Origin of the sequence: Halorhabdus rudnickae (assembly GCF_900880625.1) — an archaeon.
Lineage (GTDB): Archaea > Halobacteriota > Halobacteria > Halobacteriales > Haloarculaceae > Halorhabdus > Halorhabdus rudnickae.
Map to the genome: position 1 here is coordinate 79342 of NZ_CAAHFB010000006.1, position 16157 is coordinate 95498.

Sequence of the window (16157 nt, forward strand, 5' to 3'; positions counted from 1 at the left end):
AGCACGCTCTTTTCCGGGGACACTGTATGACGTTCGAACCCTCGACATGCGCCAGGCACACCCCATCGAACGGGCAGTCGGGATGGAGTACTACGTCAGCGATAGCGACGGCGTCGGCGGCCACCTCCGCCGCGAGCCCGCAGCCTTCGGCGTCAGGGAGCGAGAGGCCTTCGACGTCGAGCCGATCGATGCCGAACCCGGCGCGTACCCGCATGTCGTCTTCCGGACGACGCTGTCGGGCTGGGACACAAACGACTTCGCGAGTGTCCTCTCGGATCACCTGGGGATGAGCCGCGAACGCGTCTCCTGGGCCGGGACAAAGGATAAGCACGCCCGAACGACCCAGCTGTTCTCCGTCGCGAAGGTCGACCCCGCTAATCTCGAAGCAATCGACCTCTCTGATGTCGAGATCGAGATCCTCGGTCGGAGCGGCCGGCCGATCCTCTTCGGAGATCTGGCAGGGAACGAATTTGAGATCCGCATCAGCGAACCGGACGATCCGGAACAGGTCGATGCCATCCTGGACGAACTCGCTGCGTTCGGCGGCGATGGCGACGAACATAGCACCGAGGCCAACGATGGATCGATCCGGATCGGCGTTCCCAACTACTTCGGCCAGCAGCGCTTTGGCAGCGAGCGCCCGGTCACCCACGAGGTCGGCCTCGCCATCGCGCGTGGCGACTGGAAAGGCGCCGTCCTCGCCTACGTCGGCAATCCACACGAGCGCGAGCGCGAGGATACTCGTGAAGCGAGAGCGTTCGTTGCGGAAACTGAAGACTGGGCGGGCGCACTCGATCGGCTCCCGAATCGCCTTGGCTACGAGCGATCGATGTGCCATCGACTTGCCGAAAACGGCGCCGAGGAACCCGAAGACTTCCGGGCGGCACTGGAAACCGTCCCGACGAATCTGCAGCGGCTGTTCGTCAACGCCGCCCAATCCTACGCTTTCAACCGGATCCTCTCGGCACGCTTAGATCGGGAGCTGCCATTCGACGAGCCGGTTGCTGGCGACGTGGTCTGTTTCGCCGACAGCGACGCCCCCGACGGGCTTGCACTGCCGGACACCGACCGGACCCAGCGCGTGACCGCCGAGAACGTCGGGACGATCCGTCGTCACTGCGAACGCGGGCGGGCGTTCGTCACGGCACCGCTGCTCGGGACCAAAACCGAACTGGCGGATGGCGAACCGGGTGAGATCGAACGGGCAGTCTTCGACGAGTTGGGAATCAATCCTGCGGACTTCGATTTGCCGGGCGAGTTCCACTCGAAGGGGACGCGACGGGCGATCTTGCTCCGGACTGACGTCTCCGTCGAGCACGATCCACTGACACTCTCGTTTGCGCTCCCGAAAGGGTCGTACGCGACGGTCGTCCTCCGAGAGATCACGAAGGCAGATCCCGCGGACCTCTAAGAGGACTCGTTTCGCCAGGTGGATTTCCAAGTATTGAGACCGTGGTCTGTGCGTAAGGCCTGTTCCTCTATGTCTCCTCAAGACGATTCGTATTGGAGCGAAACGGTCTTAGACGAATCAGTTGAACACAAGAATATGGAAGAGCCACCCAGCGACCTCGAAACCATCCGGAGCCGGCTCAACGTACCCAGGAGACACGATTCTCGCTACTGCAGGGCATCTTGGGCCATCCTGACGGATTGCCGACGCTGAAGGAACTCGACTACGTCAACCCGAGCAAGAGTCGGACGACGATCCGCCAGCACCTCGAAGCACTCGTCGACGCCGGGATCGTCGAAGAAGTGTTCTTGGGCGAGGATCGGCGGCGCAACGACCGCCCCTACAAGTTCTACGGACTCAGCGAGGACGGTCGGGCGTTCTTAGAGGAGCACAAACTGCTTCGGGGCGAAGACACGCTGGGGGAGATCTACGATCGCGTGGAGAAGACCGACGAAATCGAACGCTACGAGGGCGCGCCGCGACCCGAACGATGACGTGAACGGCCTCGGAGGTGGTCCATGCCGTCGGGTGCACTGAGACCGGAAAGAGTGGTTCGACAAGCCGCCACCGGGGCCGTGGCTCTCCACCGTGTTCGGTCCCTGTTCAGGTCACGATCAGTTGGACAACGACACCCAGGGCGAAGATCGCCGCGCCGGCCAGCAGTGCGTACGTTTGTAGTCCGTATTCAGTGACGATCGGATTGATCTCGTAGCGAACGAGTCCATAGAGACTGCTCACCAGGAGGACGATTCCGCCGACCAGCACCATCGCGCCACCGAGAGTGGACTCACCGACGCTTACGGCACCCCACACCGCCAGGAGGACGCCGAGGCAGAGATACGCCAGCGATACTGCTCGAGACGGGTGGAGCATTCTCAAAGGATCTATCGGCAAGTTAGTGAATCCTCGGATCAGATGGACGTATCGGTTGTCGAGCAGAGAGACCGAAGACAGGTATCGCTGGACAAGAATTTAGGCGACCGGCGTCGGAAACTGACATATGCCGGACGAACAGGCCGAGACCGCAGGCCCGATTGACGCCTTCCGATCGTTTTTCGCGCTCCGACGGGACGTCCTCGTGCTCTCGCTTGCGATGTTCGCGTTCAGCCTGGGCTTTCAGATGACCAGCCGCTACCTCCCCGAGTACATGACTGCACTGGGCGCTTCGGGGTTCGTCGTCGGCCTCTATGGTACGTTCGGGAATATCATCTCGGCGGTGTTCCCGTATCCCGGTGGCGCTATCTCCGATCGGATCGGATCGCGGTACGCACTGACGCTGTTTGGCTTTCTCTCGACGCTTGGCTTTGCCATCTGGCTGGTCGCCGGGCAGTTCGATGCGTTCACCATCGCCGGCGTCACGATCGAACCCTGGGTGTGGATCTTCGTCGGTCTGCTGCTGGCCCAGGCCTGGAAGTCCTTCGGCCTGGGGGCGACGTTTGCGGTCGTCAAGCAAGCGACCGAGCCCTCACGACTGGCGGCCGGGTTCGCAAGCACGGAGACCTTCCGCCGGGTGGCCTTTCTCGTCGGGCCGGTGCTCGCGGCCGTTCTGATCGGACTCCACCCCGAGTTCACGGTGAGTTTCCAGTACGTCCTCGCGGTGGCGGTCGTCTTCGGCGCGGTCGGAACACTCGTCCAGCACGTCCTTTACGACGCGAGCGAGGACACGGTCGGCGATTCTTTCGCCGGGATCGAACAGATCCGGGCGGACTTACGAGAGATGCCGGCGGCACTCCGGCCGCTGTTGGTCGGCGACACGCTGGTCCGCTTTGCCAACGGCATGGTCTATGTCTTCTTCGTGCTCGTGGTCACACGTTTGTCCGAAGTGGGTCTAGAGACGACGCTATCTGTGGGCGGATTCTCCTATGCGGTCGATCTCTCTCCAGCGGCCTTTTTCGGCATCCTGCTGGGCGTCGAGATGCTGGTCGCGCTGCTCGTGATGGCCCCGGCAGCGAAGGCTGCCGAGTACGTCGGCCTCAAGCCCGTCGTCGCGCTCGGTTTTGCGGTGTATGCGATCTTTCCGGTCGTCCTCATCAACGCGCCGGCGACCGCGACGGCGATGGTCGCCGTCTTCGCCTTTTCGGGGCTCCGATTCGCCGGCTTGCCCTCCCACAAAGCGCTGATCGTCGGCCCGGCCGAGGCCGATGCGGGCGGTCGGGTCACCGGGACGTACTACCTCGTCCGGAACCTGGTCGTGATCCCGAGTGCCGCCATCGGCGGGTACCTCTGGGATTACGTGAGTCCGGAAATCGCCTTCACGCTCGCTGCCGTAATCGGTGTCATCGGGACCGGTTATTTCCTCGTCTTCGGCGAGGAGTTCGAGGCGTATCGATAGTCGCTCGCGGTTGAGCTACATTCGCGGATCGTCCCGCTTATTCGGCACGAGCCCCGAGAGCCGGAAGAATGCAGTGTCGGCAATGCGCCGCGGAACTCGACCGCCCGGGCGATTACTGCCTGGTATGTCACACGGCCAATGCCGACGTGGTAGTTCTGGAACTCGACCGAGAGCGCGCCCGAGTGACGACGATCGACGACGAAGAGATCCTCGGGCGACGCGTCGTCACGACGACTCCGGAGACGGGGGAGTTGAACGGCGTCGAACTACGGAACTTCGCCGGCCAGATCGTCGACGAAGTCCACCGCAAGCGCCCCGAAGAAGTGTACGTCACGGGCGATCGGACGGTCATCGATGCCGTGCGCGCGCAGTTGCATTACGAGTGTTACCGCGTCGAAGGCAATGATCCAGTCGAGCGGGTGATCGAGCGCCGCGGAGAACCCGCCCTGGAAGTCGTCGAGGCCAGCGCGGCCGAGAAGATCGGCGGCACCCACTCGACGTTGATCGGCGATCGAGACGGCAAACGAGCGATCGAGACGGTTGCCGGCCACCCCCACGTCAAGAAGATTATCCCGGGACCGATCGATGCGAGCGGGTCGAGCGCTCGTGGCGGCGTCCGTGCGAAAGCGACCCGAGCCGATCAGGGCGGCAACGTCCGACTCCTGATCCGGGACGGCTCCAGCGTCCAGGAGAACCGCGTCGTCACGACTGCAGGCGATCGAGAACTCGGCGAACACGTCCGGGCTGACCTCAACGAGGCGTTGCGGGAGGCCGACCTGGCGGAGTGATGGGTCACGAGCCGGGTTGGAATCCGGCCACGGTTCAACAGGTGGTCGGATACGGATCTGGGGCGCGATTCAACAGGTGATCGTGTACGGATTTGGGCCGAACTCAACAGGTTTATGGGCGCGCTCGCGTGATCAGATAGTACTATGGCCGAACGAGGAGAGACCGGCAGCGCCGGCCGGTTCGGCGCGCGCTACGGGCGGGTCGCCCGACGTCGCGTCGCCGAGATCGAGGAGAACATGCGCGACGAACACGAGTGTCCCGAGTGCGGCGAGGAGCGTGTCTCGCGGCAGGGAACGGGCGTCTGGGAGTGTGGCTACTGCGGCTACACGTTCACGGGCGGCGCCTACAGTCCCCAGACTCCGGGTGGCCGGACCGCCGAGCGGTCGATCCGCGCGGCACTGGCCGAGACCACAGAGGAGGAGTGACATGGCCTACAAGTGCTCGCGCTGCAAACGCGACGTCGAACTCGACGAGTACGGCGGCGTCCGCTGTCCCTATTGTGGGCACCGGGTCCTGCTGAAGGAGCGTTCCCGCGACGTCAAAGAGATCGGCGTCCAGTAAGACGGTTCCAGTCGGATGGACCACGAAGCAGTTCTCACCTTCGAGTATTCTGACCCCGACAGCGCCCGCCTCGTCGAGCGCAGTGTGGCTCGAGAAATCGGCGAGATCGGTGGCGACCGGACGCGGACGCGGATCGGCCGGGTAGACAACACGCTGACGCTGACCGTCGAGGCGGCGGACCTGATCGCACTTCGCGCCGGGCTGAACACGTGGACGGGACTCGTCGCCGTCGCCGAGGAATCTGGGGCGGTTCATCCGGCCAGTGAACAGCTCAAGGACGCCCATCCACCCGATTGAGGACGGTCCTGTGGCTATCGGACCGCTGAGAGAGGTCGTCTCTGTATCTGACAGTCGAATCTGGGTCCTCGGTCGGCAGTTTTATGCGGTGGTTCGACCTGTCCCAGCACATGACGGCGGGGTACTGGCGGCACGGGAGCCGCCCGTATCGAACGGTTGCTTCGGGGTTCGTCGGCGGGGTGGCCGCGCACCTCGTCGGGTTCGCAGTGATCTACCTGCGGACAGCCGGGTCACTGAGTGCCGACGACATCGAGACGATCGGCGGTCTCGGAGAACTGGGCATCCAGATCGATCCACCCGGAGTTTGGCAGGTCGTGGGATGGCTCTATTATGCGGCCCACAACGTCGACGTAATGCTGGAAGTGTCAGGGCTGGGACGATCGAGGACAGGAAGACTCCCGCTTACAGAGGGAATCCTCTGGGAGCGGTGGTTCGTGCTCGTGCCGATCGTGACGCTCCTGGCGGCGGGGTTCGTGCTCGCGTTCGTTGGGTCCGCTCCCGACCTTCGGGGTGCCATCCTCACAGGGAGTTCGGTCGCGGTGGGATACGCCACGCTCGCGGTGGCAGGCGTGGTCGTGACGGCGTGGGACATCACGGTCAGTTACGGCAGCCTGTCCGCGAGTGGGTCGGTCAGTCCGGATCCGCTCTGGGGGGTCCTCCTGGCGGGGATCCTGTATCCGATCCTCCTTGGCGGGCTCGGTGGCGCGGTCGCCAGGACAGTCACGCATCAGCGAAACGATCGAAACGGGCGATGAAATCATGACGTCACGGTCGCTGCCAAAGAGTGGGTTTTTCAGTACGGATCCCGACTCAAGGGATATGCAGGGAAATCTGCCACCTGAAGCACAAGAGAAACTCGAAGAGTTGCAGGACCTCCAGGAAACGGCCCAGCAGGTCGCCCAGCAGAAACAGCAGGCCGAGACCCAGCTAACTGAGGCCCAAAACGCCCTCGATACCCTCGAGGACGTCGATCCCGACACCGGGATGTACCGGGAAGTCGGCGAACTCCTCGTCGAGACCGACTACGACGAGGCCGAAGACGACCTCTCCGAGAAGGTCGACAACCTCGAGGTCCGCGTCGAGACCCTCGAGAAACAGGAGCAGCGCGTCGAAGAGCAGTTCGAGGAACTCCAGGGCGAACTCCAGGAGATGCTCGGGGGCGGCGGCGGTGCCCTCGGCGGCGGCCCCGACGTCGGTCCGGGCGCCGGCGGGGCATGACCGAAGAGGAGACCGCCGAACCCAGCGACGAGACTGTCGTCCAGACTGCCGCTGAAGCTGCCGAGGATGTCGTCTTCTCTCGGTTCGATCGCTCGACAGTCGCAGATCTGGACGTGGCGGTGACCTTCGAGAACGACACACTCGAAGTCGATATCTATCTCGACGCGCCGGAGGGGAGAGCCGACTCGGAACAGGTCGCCGACGACGCCGCGCTGGCCGCGCGTTCGGCGGTGGATGACCTTCTGTCCGGGTGAGGATCCGGCAGTCGACGATCTTTTCTCCGGATAAATCAGCGACTGTCCTCGAGTGGGGCGGCACGATCCTGGGTACGATCGCCGATGAATCCCGTTCGGAAGCCGATCCAGGCGAGGACGCTGATGAACAGGATCGGCGGGAGTATCATGAACCCCCAGAGTGGATCGAGTCCCCAGAACAGGAGCAAAAGGAGGTCCGCGAGGCCAAGCGCGAGAAACGGGAGCACCGCTTTCAGTGCCTGTCCACGGTCGTACTCGCGCTCCGGAACGAGATCGCTCATCGAGTTTCCTTGGTGGCCGGCGGACAAAAAGACGATGACAGCGGAAACGGGGGCCAGACGGGAAGCGATGAGGCAGGTATAGTTCCGCCGTCGGCGGGATCGATCCTGTCTCGGTCTCGATCGAGCGTGGGTCAGGGGAGTGCTTTTCACCTCGCACGCCCAACCTGGGGCCATGGAACACCAAGCGACGATCGAGGGGGTCGGCGTCGGCGTCGGCGATGACGGCGCGGGGGCGCCGGTGGTCCTACTGCGCGCCCGCGAGCAACTCGTCCCCATTTTCGTCAGCGGTGACCAGGCCCAGTCGATGCAACTCGCCATCGAAAGCGAGCCCTTCGAGCGGCCCCTGACGCACGATCTGCTGATCGAGATGATCTCCGAGTTCGGCGCCGCGATCGACCGGGTCCGGATCGACGACCTCTCGGATGGGACCTTCTACGCGAAGATCGATGCCGAGCAGTACGTCGACGGATCCCGAAAGAACGCGGTCTTCGACGCCCGCCCCAGCGACGGGATCGCGATCGCTCTTCGAGAGGACTGCCCGGTCGTCGTCAGCGACGAAGTGATCGACGAGGCCGGTCGTCCGCCCGAAGCGTTCGAACCGGATAACGAGCAAGACCTCGATGTCGACGATCCCGATGCACTCGATCCCTCCGATCTGCGGGCCGACGATCCCGAGGACCCCGACGAGCGCGACGAATTCGATTTCTGACGATACTCATCCGACGTTAGGGTACAGTGTATTCCCGATCGGACAGCAGCTGTTTCAATATTATTTTAAACCGAAAGTCCTATGCTCCAGGACGATTCTAACTCTATTTGAAATGGTGATTGGACAGTGACGTCGGTCGAACTCCTCGTCGAAGTACTCCGAGCAGGGATCGACGAGACCCTGTCATACTTGACGCTGCACGTAATCACGTGCCTGGTTCCGGCGTTTTTCATCGCTGGAGGAATCTCAGCAGTCCTCTCGGACCATTTCGTCAGGCAGTACCTGAGTGGGGACGCGCCAAAACTGCACGCCTACTCGATGGCGTCGGTCGCTGGCGTGGCGCTGGCGGTGTGTAGTTGCACGATCCTGCCGATGTTCGCTGGACTCTACAAGAAGGGCGCGGGGATCGGTCCTGCGACGGCCTTTCTCTTCTCGGGGCCAGCCATCAATGTACTCGCAATCGTGTTTACCGCGAGTGCACTCAGCCTTCCACTCGGTGGCGCACGAGCCGTTTTCGCGGTGACGATGGCCGGCGCAATCGGCCTGACGATGGCCTTCGTCTTCGGGAGCGAGGACGGCGAGAACGCCGAAACACAACCCGCGGTGACCGACGGCGGACACGCAACCGGCCGTCGCCCGACGTGGGTGACTACCGGCTTCTTCGGCAGTCAGGTTGCGATCCTGCTGATCGCCGCGACCGGCCTGCTGACCTGGGAAATCAAGGGACCGCTGCTCGCGCCGCTGTTTGCTGTACTCGGGTACCTGCTGTGGGCCAAATTCGATCACGAAGAGATCGAGGAGTGGTTCCAGGAGACATGGTTCTTCACGCGGACGATATTCCCGCTGTTGATCGCTGGGACGTTCGTCATCGGACTCATCGGTGCGATCGCGGCCATCGCCCAGGGAATGAGTCCCCTAGAGACGATCACGAGCGGGGGCGAAACCTTCGTCGCCCACCAGGTCGCGCCCGGACTGCTGACCAGGGAGATTTTCGGCCAGACGACCGTGCTGTCGGCCGGACTCGGATCGGCCATCGGCGCGATTCTGTACATGCCGACGCTGTTGGAAGTGCCGATCGTCGGCTCGTTGTTCGGGTACACTAACGGCCTGATGGCCGACGGCCCTGCCCTGGCGTTGCTGCTGGCCGGGCCGTCGCTGTCGCTGCCGAACATGCTGGTAATATGGAAGACCATCGGCACCAGGCGGACGGCCCTGTACGTCAGCCTCGTGGCGGTCGCGGCCACCATGGCGGGCCTGCTCTGGGGCCTGGTGCTCGTCTGAGGTATCGATACCAAACCAATTCGAACCAATGCACACTCCAATCCATGCAAATCGAAGTCATCGGCCCTGGCTGCCCCAGGTGCCAGAAGACCGCACAGAACGTTGAAATAGCCCTCGACGAACTCGACGGGGTCGACGCGACCGTCGAGAAGGTCGAAGCGCAGATGGAGATTATCGATCGCGGTGTGATGCACACGCCCGCGGTCGCCGTCGACGGCGAGATCGAGATTGAAGGCGACATCCCAGACATCGACCGGCTCGTCGACATCTTCGAGTCAGCCTGACGGAACTGGCCGGGGGCGCTCGGCCACTGCGCAGACACTGATTTGTGTCTGGATCTCCTGGACACCGACACGCGAATGTCCTCTCAGTCGAACGACTATCGGGTCGATCCCGAGACGATGACCGAGCTCCAAGCGCTCGTCGCTGGGAGCGATCTCGACGCCGCGATGAACATTTTCGAGGCACTCTCCGACGAACGCCGAGTCCTCGTCATGCGGTTGCTCGGAGAATCGGAACTGTGTGTCTGTGATCTCGTCGCGATCTTCGACATCGAATACTCGAAACTCTCCTACCATCTCAAAGTCCTGAAGGAGGCGGACCTCGTCACCGCGGATCGCGACGGCAACTACGTGACCTACCGACCGACGGCGTGTGGCGAAGACGTCATCGACGTGATCCGGGAATTCGAGTGACGCCGTCGGGGACGATCACTCGATCGAGCCGAACAGATCCGCAAACAGTTCCCGGACGTTGGCCTCGACCTGCTCGCGGATCTCACGGACGCGCTCGGGGTCTTCCCCGTCAGGATCGGGGAGTGCCCAGTCGCGAACCGCGACGTCGGCGTCGAGTTCCAGCGTCGAACAGCCCATCGTCACCACGACGTCACACTCGTTGAGTTCCGCCGTCGATATCGCCTGGGGCACCCGATCGGCGAGGTCGATACCGACCTCGGCCATCGTCTCGACCACGCCGTCGTGGACTGCCTCGGCCGGATCAGTCCCACCGGTGACGATCTCGACTTCGTCTTCGAGGCCGCGGCGCGCCCGCTCCCGCTCGACAAAAGCCGTCGACATCTGGCTTCGGCCCGCGTTCTGCACGCAGACGAACCCCAGTCTCGTGACAGTGTCCTTCATCTATCCCGATTCGAACCTCGTCGGTGGAGTAGATTACTATATCCAAGATGTCGAACTCCGTAGCGTCACCCCAACGCAGCCACGCTCACTCGTACGTGACATCCGGTGTCTCGACTGACTCTCCGAGTACCGACGTAAGCACGTCTGCCGCACCGACGAGCGGGGACTCCGCTGGCGCCGAGAGCGGATCGTCGCGACTCCAGGCGTACCGAACAGTCCAGTCGGGATCGACGACGAACACCGCCCGCTTGGGAACACCAGCGTGACCGCGAAACTCCTCGTGGACGACATCGTATGCGTCGGCGATCGTAGCGTGGGAGTCGGCAAGAAGCGGGATTTCGATGCCTCGCGTGTCGGCGTACTCCTCGTGAGCGAACAGACTGTCCGAGGAGATTCCCCAGACGACCAGATCGTCGCGGTCGAGCCACTCGCTGGCGGCGAGAAGATCCGGCGTGATCGTCGGCACGAAATCAACCGGATACCACAGTAAAAGCGCCGCCCGCCCCTCCCGGAGTGGATCCATCAGATTGTAGTACGCCGGTTGGCCGTCGACGATCCCCGGCAGCGAGAAGTCAGGGGCCGTCGCACTCTCCTCGATCATACCATCCACTCAGGGGTGTGCTCATAAGAGAATACTGTCCGGACAGACCGTCGTCGGCCGACTACGATGGGACCCGCCGCGACCGGAACGCTCTCGACGGCGGAGCCACTACGTTCGCGTATGTACGAGGCCGTCGTCTTCGACAACGACGGCGTGCTGATGGAGCTAACGGAGATGGACCTCCATCGACGCGCCGCCCGCGAGGCCTTCGAGCGGGTCGGTATCCACGATCCCGCCGCTGAGCACGTCGAAGCGATGAGCATCGGGGTCACAGTGCCGAAACTGCAGTCCGTCTGTGATCACTACGGCCTCGATCCCCGTCGCTTCTGGCACGAGCGCGATAGCCTGATGGCCAGACGCCAGCAGGCCGCCATCCGCCGGGGGGAGAAAGGCCTCTACGAGGACATCGGGACGCTTGCTGAGCTGGAGCGTCCGATGGGAGTCGTGAGTTCCAACCAGCAGGCGACCGTCGAGTTCGGCTTGCGGACCTTCGACCTCGCGGGGCACTTCGAGACGATCCATGGCCGAGGACCAGCGGTCGAGAGCCTCCGGCGGAAGAAACCCGCACCCTACTATCTGGAGCGGGCTATCGACGACCTCGGAATCACGGACGTGCTGTACGTGGGTGACAGCGAAACCGACGTCCAGGCGGCTCACGCGGCCGGCATCGACGCGGCGTTCGTCCGCCGACCCCATCGCAAGAGCGCGGAACTTTCGGTCACACCCGAATACGAGATCGACGGCCTCGCGGAGCTACCAGCTATTCTCGACGGCAAGCGGCCGGCGAGTGACTGAGAACGGGATAGATCGAACAGTCCGTCTCATACTGGTGGCTATAACATTTCGAAATGATCCGGTACGACGGTGTGCCGGATATCTTTACGAACGTATAGCCACCAGTATCAGGAGCCACCGGAGACGAGGTGCAGGCCGACAATCCCGACGACGATCGTTCCGATGAAGAAGATCCGTGCGAGCGTGGCCGGTTCGTCGAAGAGGACGATTCCCAGAGAAGCCGTCCCGACGGCCCCGATCCCGGTCCAGACTGCGTAGGCAGTCCCCACGGGGAGTTCTTTGACAGCCTGGGCTAGCAAGACCATGCTGATCACGAGCGCGAAGGCCGTTCCGAGTGTCGGCAGTGGTTTCGAGAGTCCGTCGGAGTATTCGAGGCCGATCGCCCAGGTAATTTCGAACAGGCCTGCCACGAACAGGATCCACCAAGACATTACCGCTCGGCTAGGCCGGCCCAGTATGTGAACGCAGTGATCTATGCCGAAACTCCCCACGCAAACGCCCGTTCAGAAGACAAACGCTAAGGACTGCCCCACCAATGAGCCAGGGTGCAACGATAGCGGAAGCGAAATAGCGACAGGGAAAGTAGCCTTCAGGTCTGCTGTCGTGATCAGTCGGCCTGGATCTTGCTGAGGCACGAGCGATCGCGTCACAGAGGAAATCGAATGCAAGAACTCCGCGTCATAGTTGCGTTTGCCGCCGCGAGCGTCTCGCTTCTGCTGGCGATCTACGCGTTTGTGGTACGGTGGCACCGGGGGCCGAATAAGACGCTCACAGCGTTCGGCGTCCTGATGATGGGGACAATGGGGTGGACACTTACTACGGGAGTTGGTGATATCGCATCGACTGCCGGCAGGATGGAGTTGTGGCTACACGTCGAGCAGATCTCTATCGTTCTCGTCCCGGGCGCGTGGTTTGCCCTCGCGGTAGCCTATACGGGCCGCGAGCAGTGGCTCACCCGCGAGACAGTGTCGCTACTCGCCGTCGAACCAATCGTGACGCTGTTGGTAACTGCGACTGATCAGTGGCACGACCTCATGTGGACCAAGATAGTCAGGGCGACGACCAGCGACGGGGTGGCCTACCTCGAATACACCTTCGGCGCGTACCACTACGTCCATCTGTTGTACTCCTATACGCTGGTTCTGGCCAGCGCTGGCCTGTTCCTGTGGATGATACTGACGTCGGACCGACTCTATCGCCGCCAGTCGGTCGCGCTGACGGTCGGCGTACTCGCCCCGCTGGCGACAAACGTTGTGAACGGCAGCGGTCAGCCCTGGGACGTGTTGTTCACGATGCCGACAGGGTTCACCGTTACGGGAGTGGCAGTTGGCTACGCTATCTTTCGCTTTCAGCTGCTTGATGTCGTTCCGATCGGCCGTTCGACCGTCATCGAGAACATGCGAGATGGGTTCGTTGTCCTCGACGAGGACGACCGAATCGTCGATCTGAACCCGGCGGCACACGTACTGGCCGACGAAGAAGCGATCGGGATGCAGGCGACGACGGCACTACCGGAGGTCGCACACCTGTTTGCCCGCACCGACCCCGAGAGCCAAACCCACGACGATATCGTCATCGAGACCGACGACGGACAGCGGTTCTACACCGTGCGTCTCGCACCGCTCCGGGACGACGACCGACTCGGTCGATTACTGACAATCCGTGACGTGACGGACAGTCGACGTATCGAGAACCGGTATCAGGCACTCATCGAGAACGCATCGGACGTTATCACAGTTCTCGATACCGACGGAACGGTCCAATACGTCAGTCCGTCGGTCGACCAGGTACTGGGCTACGACGCCGGGGCGCTACTCGGAACGTCGATTCTCATGTACGTCCATCCCGACGACCGCGACCGGGTGCAAACGGCACTCGACACTGTCGAAACTGAGACCGACATCGTCCGTTTCGAGTACCGGATCGAAGACGTGGACGGCTCCGTCCGGGTCGTCGAATCGATCGGCCGAGACCTCACCGGCAACCCCTTCGTTGAGGGCCTCGTGGTTCACACTCGTGACGTGACCGAGCGACATCAACGAGAACAGGAACTAGAGCGGACCAACGACCACCTCGAAGCGTTCGCGAATGCGGTCAGTCACGACCTCCGGAACCCACTCAACGTTGCGTCGGGGAATCTCGAACTCGCGCGGGTACACGGGGACGAGAAATATCTCGACCGGATCGAGACCGCCCACGAGCGGATAGAAAACCTCATTGGAGACTTGCTCACGCTCGCAAAACAGGGCCAGACTGTCGACGAAACGGTCACTGTAGATCTTGCGACGGTCGCAGCCGACGCCTGGGAGACCGTCGAGACGAAACGATCGACGCTCGAAGTGAGAGAAACAGGGGTGATCGACGCCGATCGAAGCCGACTCACGCAGTTGTTCGAGAATCTCTACCGGAATGCGATCGATCACGCCGGAGCGGACGTCGCGATTTGGGTCGGGACGGTCGAAGATGGCTTCTATGTCGCTGACGATGGCCCTGGGATTCCCGAGGAGGAGCGCAACGAGGTGTTTCAAAGCGGCTATACGACCAGTGACAACGGAACGGGATTCGGCCTCGCGATCGTCCAAAACATCGTCGACGCTCACGGCTGGTCGATCCGAGCCGTCGAAAGCGAATCCGGCGGCGCCCGATTCGAAGTCCAGAGCGTCGAACCCGAAATCGAGACCAGTACAGCGCCGAAGCCAAAACACGAAGACTGATCGTCCACGTCCCTGAGGCGAGCGGATGGGAAATACGTTGACTCCGGACATCCAGGCTTTCCACTCACGCTCAGGTCCGTTAGCGAATATACCTTCCAGGGCAAGATAGTCTAGTCGTCAGCGACCAGCGGTTCGGACTCCGTCTCGACCAGTCGGTCGATGGCTTCGACCATGGCCTCGACGGAGGCCCTGGTGATGTCGGCGTCACTGCGAGCGACAGTCACGGAGCGATCGCCTTTCGACATCTCGACTTCGACGGTGACGACAGCATCAGTTTGGCCGGTGATGGCATCGACGTGGTAGGAATCGAGACTCCAGTCGACGTGGTGACCGAGTGCGGCCTCGACAGCGTTCATCGCAGCGTCGACGGGGCCGTCGCCGACCGAGGCCTCTTTGCGTTCGACGCCATCGATCAACAGGCGGATGCTCGCGGTCGGGGTGCCGCTCCCGGCGACCGTGTTGAGGTCGACGAGTTCGATCCGGCGCTCGCGATCGCGATCCTGGACATCTTCGGCGATCGCGAGTAGATCGGCGTCAGTGACACGCTTGTCCCGTTCCCCGAGTTCCTTCACACGCTCGAAGACGGCGTCGAGCTCCGCGTCGGTAACGTCGACGTCGTGCTCGTCGAGTGCCGCGGCCACGCCAGCCCGGCCGGCATGTTTGCCCAGCGCGAGGCGGCGTTCCCGACCCACCTTCTCGGGTGGGTAAGGCTCGTACATCGACTCGTCCTTGAGCGTGCCGTCGGTGTGGATGCCGCTCTCGTGGGTGAAGGCGTTCTCGCCGACGACGGCCTTGTTGGGAGCCAGCGGGATGCCCGTCTTGTTGGCGATGAGCTGGGCGAGATCGTGGACCTGCGTGAGATCCATCGTCTCGACGCCATAGCCGTGATCTAAGGCGATGGCGACCTCCTCTAAAGCGACGTTACCGGCCCGCTCGCCGATGCCGTTGATCGTCCCGTGGACGAGATCGGCACCCGCAGCGAGCGAGACCAGGGTGTTGGTGACCGCCAGCCCGAGGTCGTCGTGGGTGTGAGTGCTCGTCGGCCCCAGTTGGGCGAGTCGGGAGACGACATCCAGCGTCCGGTCGGGCGTGGCATGCCCAACGGTGTCGGCATAGCAGACCCGATCGGCGCCGGCGTCGAGAGCCTCACGCATGAGCTCCTCGAGGAAGTCCAGATCGGCGCGGGAGCCGTCCTCGCCGATCACCTCGACCCAGAGGTCGTGATCGACGGCGTACTCGACCAGCTCGGCGGTGTCGGCGATCACGTCTTCGCGGGTCGTCCCGATTTTATCCTCGATGTGGCGGTCGCTGGCCGGGACGACCAGGTGGATGCCGTCGACGCCGGTGTCCAAGGCGAGGTCGACGTCGCTCTCGACGTTCCGGGCGAAACTGGTGACCGTCGCGTCCAGGTCGAGGTCCGCCACGCGGCGGATCGTCTCGCGCTCGCCCGGCCCGGTGACGGCACTACCGGCCTCGATCACGTCGATGCCGGCGGCGTCGAGTCGGCGGGCAATGTGTGCTTTCTCCGCGGGCGAGAGCGATACCCCGGGTGCCTGTTCACCGTCTCGAAGCGTCGTATCGAGCAGGCCGACGTTCGTCAGCGATTCGAGTGGCTGGGTCGCCGGGTGCTCGCCGAACAGTCCTGACAAAATTCGGTCCTCGCTACGCTGGGAGAATTTCGCGCCCAGCCGCCTTGCGGCGACTTCCTCTATCCTCGCTCGTCGGGTGTTCCGACATTG

General features: G+C 62.9%; 21 protein-coding genes and 1 pseudogene. 16 read left to right on the plus strand and 6 right to left on the minus strand.

The features are described from left to right. Positions 1-46: 46 nt before the first annotated feature. Positions 47-1411 carry a tRNA pseudouridine(13) synthase TruD gene (gene truD / locus BN2694_RS15280; RefSeq protein WP_135667153.1) on the plus strand — a complete coding sequence of 455 codons (1365 nt, stop codon included), beginning with the start codon at positions 47-49 and terminating at the stop codon, positions 1409-1411. A gap of 135 nt (positions 1412-1546) precedes the next feature. After that, positions 1547-1944: pseudogene (locus BN2694_RS15285) on the plus strand (helix-turn-helix domain-containing protein). Positions 1945-2053: 109 nt separating this feature from the next. On the opposite strand, the gene BN2694_RS15290 reads toward BN2694_RS15285, so the two are convergent. Next, positions 2054-2323 (minus strand): hypothetical protein, encoded by a 270-nt coding sequence (locus tag BN2694_RS15290; protein WP_135667155.1) that lies wholly within the window; start codon positions 2321-2323, stop codon positions 2054-2056. A gap of 127 nt (positions 2324-2450) precedes the next feature. Here BN2694_RS15290 and BN2694_RS15295 point away from each other — a divergent pair, with 127 nt between their 5' ends. The 8 genes from BN2694_RS15295 (at position 2451) to BN2694_RS15330 (ending at position 6901) form a co-directional block, all read left to right on the plus strand. After that, positions 2451-3782 (plus strand): MFS transporter, encoded by a 1332-nt coding sequence (locus tag BN2694_RS15295; RefSeq protein ID WP_135667157.1) that lies wholly within the window; start codon positions 2451-2453, stop codon positions 3780-3782. 68 nt (positions 3783-3850) lie between these two features. Beyond that, entirely contained in the window at positions 3851-4570 is a 720-nt protein-coding gene (locus BN2694_RS15300) for a DUF2103 domain-containing protein (RefSeq protein WP_135667159.1), read from the plus strand. Positions 4571-4714: 144 nt separating this feature from the next. Next, positions 4715-4996: a 50S ribosomal protein L37ae gene (locus BN2694_RS15305; protein WP_135667161.1), complete on the plus strand. Its 282-nt coding sequence runs from the start codon at positions 4715-4717 to the stop codon at positions 4994-4996. A 1-nt stretch (position 4997) separates the two neighbouring features. Then, complete coding sequence (locus BN2694_RS15310) at positions 4998-5132, plus strand: DNA-directed RNA polymerase subunit P (protein WP_135667163.1); 135 nt, start codon at positions 4998-5000, stop codon at positions 5130-5132. Positions 5133-5147: 15 nt separating this feature from the next. After that, the gene (locus tag BN2694_RS15315; RefSeq protein ID WP_135667165.1) at positions 5148-5429 is read left to right on the plus strand and encodes a KEOPS complex subunit Pcc1; all 282 of its coding nucleotides are present in this window, start codon (positions 5148-5150) and stop codon (positions 5427-5429) included. 110 nt (positions 5430-5539) lie between these two features. Further along, entirely contained in the window at positions 5540-6184 is a 645-nt protein-coding gene (locus tag BN2694_RS15320) for a hypothetical protein (RefSeq protein WP_135667167.1), read from the plus strand. Between the two features lie 64 nt (positions 6185-6248). After that, positions 6249-6647 (plus strand): prefoldin subunit beta, encoded by a 399-nt coding sequence (locus BN2694_RS15325; RefSeq protein WP_135667169.1) that lies wholly within the window; start codon positions 6249-6251, stop codon positions 6645-6647. Next, positions 6644-6901: a DUF3194 domain-containing protein gene (locus BN2694_RS15330; RefSeq protein WP_135667171.1), complete on the plus strand. Its 258-nt coding sequence runs from the start codon at positions 6644-6646 to the stop codon at positions 6899-6901. Before BN2694_RS15325 ends, BN2694_RS15330 begins: the two co-directional genes overlap by 4 nt. Positions 6902-6936: 35 nt before the next feature. Here the strand turns inward: BN2694_RS15330 and BN2694_RS15335 are convergent, their stop codons facing one another. Further along, on the minus strand, positions 6937-7182 hold the full coding sequence (locus tag BN2694_RS15335) for a hypothetical protein (RefSeq protein WP_135667173.1): 246 nt from the start codon (positions 7180-7182) through the stop codon (positions 6937-6939). Between the two features lie 172 nt (positions 7183-7354). Here BN2694_RS15335 and BN2694_RS15340 point away from each other — a divergent pair, with 172 nt between their 5' ends. The 4 genes from BN2694_RS15340 (at position 7355) to BN2694_RS15355 (ending at position 9867) form a co-directional block, all read left to right on the plus strand. Then, on the plus strand, positions 7355-7891 hold the full coding sequence (locus BN2694_RS15340) for a bifunctional nuclease family protein (RefSeq protein WP_135667175.1): 537 nt from the start codon (positions 7355-7357) through the stop codon (positions 7889-7891). 126 nt (positions 7892-8017) lie between these two features. Beyond that, complete coding sequence (locus BN2694_RS15345) at positions 8018-9172, plus strand: permease (RefSeq protein WP_135667177.1); 1155 nt, start codon at positions 8018-8020, stop codon at positions 9170-9172. A 44-nt stretch (positions 9173-9216) separates the two neighbouring features. Then, a complete protein-coding gene (locus tag BN2694_RS15350) occupies positions 9217-9456 on the plus strand; it encodes a thioredoxin family protein (protein ID WP_135667179.1) in 240 nt (79 codons plus the stop codon). Positions 9457-9531: 75 nt separating this feature from the next. Further along, positions 9532-9867, plus strand: coding sequence for an ArsR/SmtB family transcription factor (locus BN2694_RS15355; protein WP_135667181.1), 336 nt, complete (start codon positions 9532-9534; stop codon positions 9865-9867). A 15-nt stretch (positions 9868-9882) separates the two neighbouring features. On the opposite strand, the gene BN2694_RS15360 is transcribed toward BN2694_RS15355, so the two are convergent. Both BN2694_RS15360 and BN2694_RS15365 read right to left on the minus strand, forming a co-directional pair. Next, a complete protein-coding gene (locus BN2694_RS15360) occupies positions 9883-10308 on the minus strand; it encodes an arsenate-mycothiol transferase ArsC (RefSeq protein WP_135667183.1) in 426 nt (141 codons plus the stop codon). A gap of 85 nt (positions 10309-10393) precedes the next feature. Further along, positions 10394-10909 (minus strand): redoxin domain-containing protein, encoded by a 516-nt coding sequence (locus BN2694_RS15365; protein WP_135667185.1) that lies wholly within the window; start codon positions 10907-10909, stop codon positions 10394-10396. A 120-nt stretch (positions 10910-11029) separates the two neighbouring features. On the opposite strand from BN2694_RS15365, the gene BN2694_RS15370 reads away from it, so the two are divergent. Then, a complete protein-coding gene (locus BN2694_RS15370; RefSeq protein WP_135667187.1) occupies positions 11030-11704 on the plus strand; it encodes an HAD family hydrolase in 675 nt (224 codons plus the stop codon). A 107-nt stretch (positions 11705-11811) separates the two neighbouring features. Here the strand turns inward: BN2694_RS15370 and sugE are convergent, their stop codons facing one another. Next, complete coding sequence (gene sugE / locus BN2694_RS15375; protein ID WP_135667189.1) at positions 11812-12135, minus strand: quaternary ammonium compound efflux SMR transporter SugE; 324 nt, start codon at positions 12133-12135, stop codon at positions 11812-11814. A gap of 231 nt (positions 12136-12366) precedes the next feature. Between sugE and BN2694_RS15380 the strand changes: the two genes are divergently transcribed. Beyond that, on the plus strand, positions 12367-14418 hold the full coding sequence (locus BN2694_RS15380) for a histidine kinase N-terminal 7TM domain-containing protein (protein WP_135667191.1): 2052 nt from the start codon (positions 12367-12369) through the stop codon (positions 14416-14418). Positions 14419-14528: 110 nt separating this feature from the next. Here the strand turns inward: BN2694_RS15380 and BN2694_RS15385 are convergent, their stop codons facing one another. Beyond that, on the minus strand, positions 14529-16067 hold the full coding sequence (locus BN2694_RS15385; protein ID WP_135667193.1) for a (R)-citramalate synthase: 1539 nt from the start codon (positions 16065-16067) through the stop codon (positions 14529-14531). Positions 16068-16157: the final 90 nt, after the last annotated feature.

Bases quoted from the DNA above. Each gene is read 5' to 3' on its own strand.
- truD (WP_135667153.1), top strand. From the start codon at position 47: ATGCGCCAGGCACACCCCATCGAACGGGCAGTCGGGATGGAGTACTAC.
- BN2694_RS15290 (WP_135667155.1), bottom strand. From the start codon at position 2,323: ATGCTCCACCCGTCTCGAGCAGTATCGCTGGCGTATCTCTGCCTCGGC.
- BN2694_RS15295 (WP_135667157.1), top strand. From the start codon at position 2,451: ATGCCGGACGAACAGGCCGAGACCGCAGGCCCGATTGACGCCTTCCGA.
- BN2694_RS15300 (WP_135667159.1), top strand. From the start codon at position 3,851: ATGCAGTGTCGGCAATGCGCCGCGGAACTCGACCGCCCGGGCGATTAC.
- BN2694_RS15305 (WP_135667161.1), top strand. From the start codon at position 4,715: ATGGCCGAACGAGGAGAGACCGGCAGCGCCGGCCGGTTCGGCGCGCGC.
- BN2694_RS15310 (WP_135667163.1), top strand. From the start codon at position 4,998: ATGGCCTACAAGTGCTCGCGCTGCAAACGCGACGTCGAACTCGACGAG.
- BN2694_RS15315 (WP_135667165.1), top strand. From the start codon at position 5,148: ATGGACCACGAAGCAGTTCTCACCTTCGAGTATTCTGACCCCGACAGC.
- BN2694_RS15320 (WP_135667167.1), top strand. From the start codon at position 5,540: ATGACGGCGGGGTACTGGCGGCACGGGAGCCGCCCGTATCGAACGGTT.
- BN2694_RS15325 (WP_135667169.1), top strand. From the start codon at position 6,249: ATGCAGGGAAATCTGCCACCTGAAGCACAAGAGAAACTCGAAGAGTTG.
- BN2694_RS15330 (WP_135667171.1), top strand. From the start codon at position 6,644: ATGACCGAAGAGGAGACCGCCGAACCCAGCGACGAGACTGTCGTCCAG.
- BN2694_RS15335 (WP_135667173.1), bottom strand. From the start codon at position 7,182: ATGAGCGATCTCGTTCCGGAGCGCGAGTACGACCGTGGACAGGCACTG.
- BN2694_RS15340 (WP_135667175.1), top strand. From the start codon at position 7,355: ATGGAACACCAAGCGACGATCGAGGGGGTCGGCGTCGGCGTCGGCGAT.
- BN2694_RS15350 (WP_135667179.1), top strand. From the start codon at position 9,217: ATGCAAATCGAAGTCATCGGCCCTGGCTGCCCCAGGTGCCAGAAGACC.
- BN2694_RS15355 (WP_135667181.1), top strand. From the start codon at position 9,532: ATGTCCTCTCAGTCGAACGACTATCGGGTCGATCCCGAGACGATGACC.
- BN2694_RS15360 (WP_135667183.1), bottom strand. From the start codon at position 10,308: ATGAAGGACACTGTCACGAGACTGGGGTTCGTCTGCGTGCAGAACGCG.
- BN2694_RS15365 (WP_135667185.1), bottom strand. From the start codon at position 10,909: ATGATCGAGGAGAGTGCGACGGCCCCTGACTTCTCGCTGCCGGGGATC.
- BN2694_RS15370 (WP_135667187.1), top strand. From the start codon at position 11,030: ATGTACGAGGCCGTCGTCTTCGACAACGACGGCGTGCTGATGGAGCTA.
- sugE (WP_135667189.1), bottom strand. From the start codon at position 12,135: ATGTCTTGGTGGATCCTGTTCGTGGCAGGCCTGTTCGAAATTACCTGG.
- BN2694_RS15380 (WP_135667191.1), top strand. From the start codon at position 12,367: ATGCAAGAACTCCGCGTCATAGTTGCGTTTGCCGCCGCGAGCGTCTCG.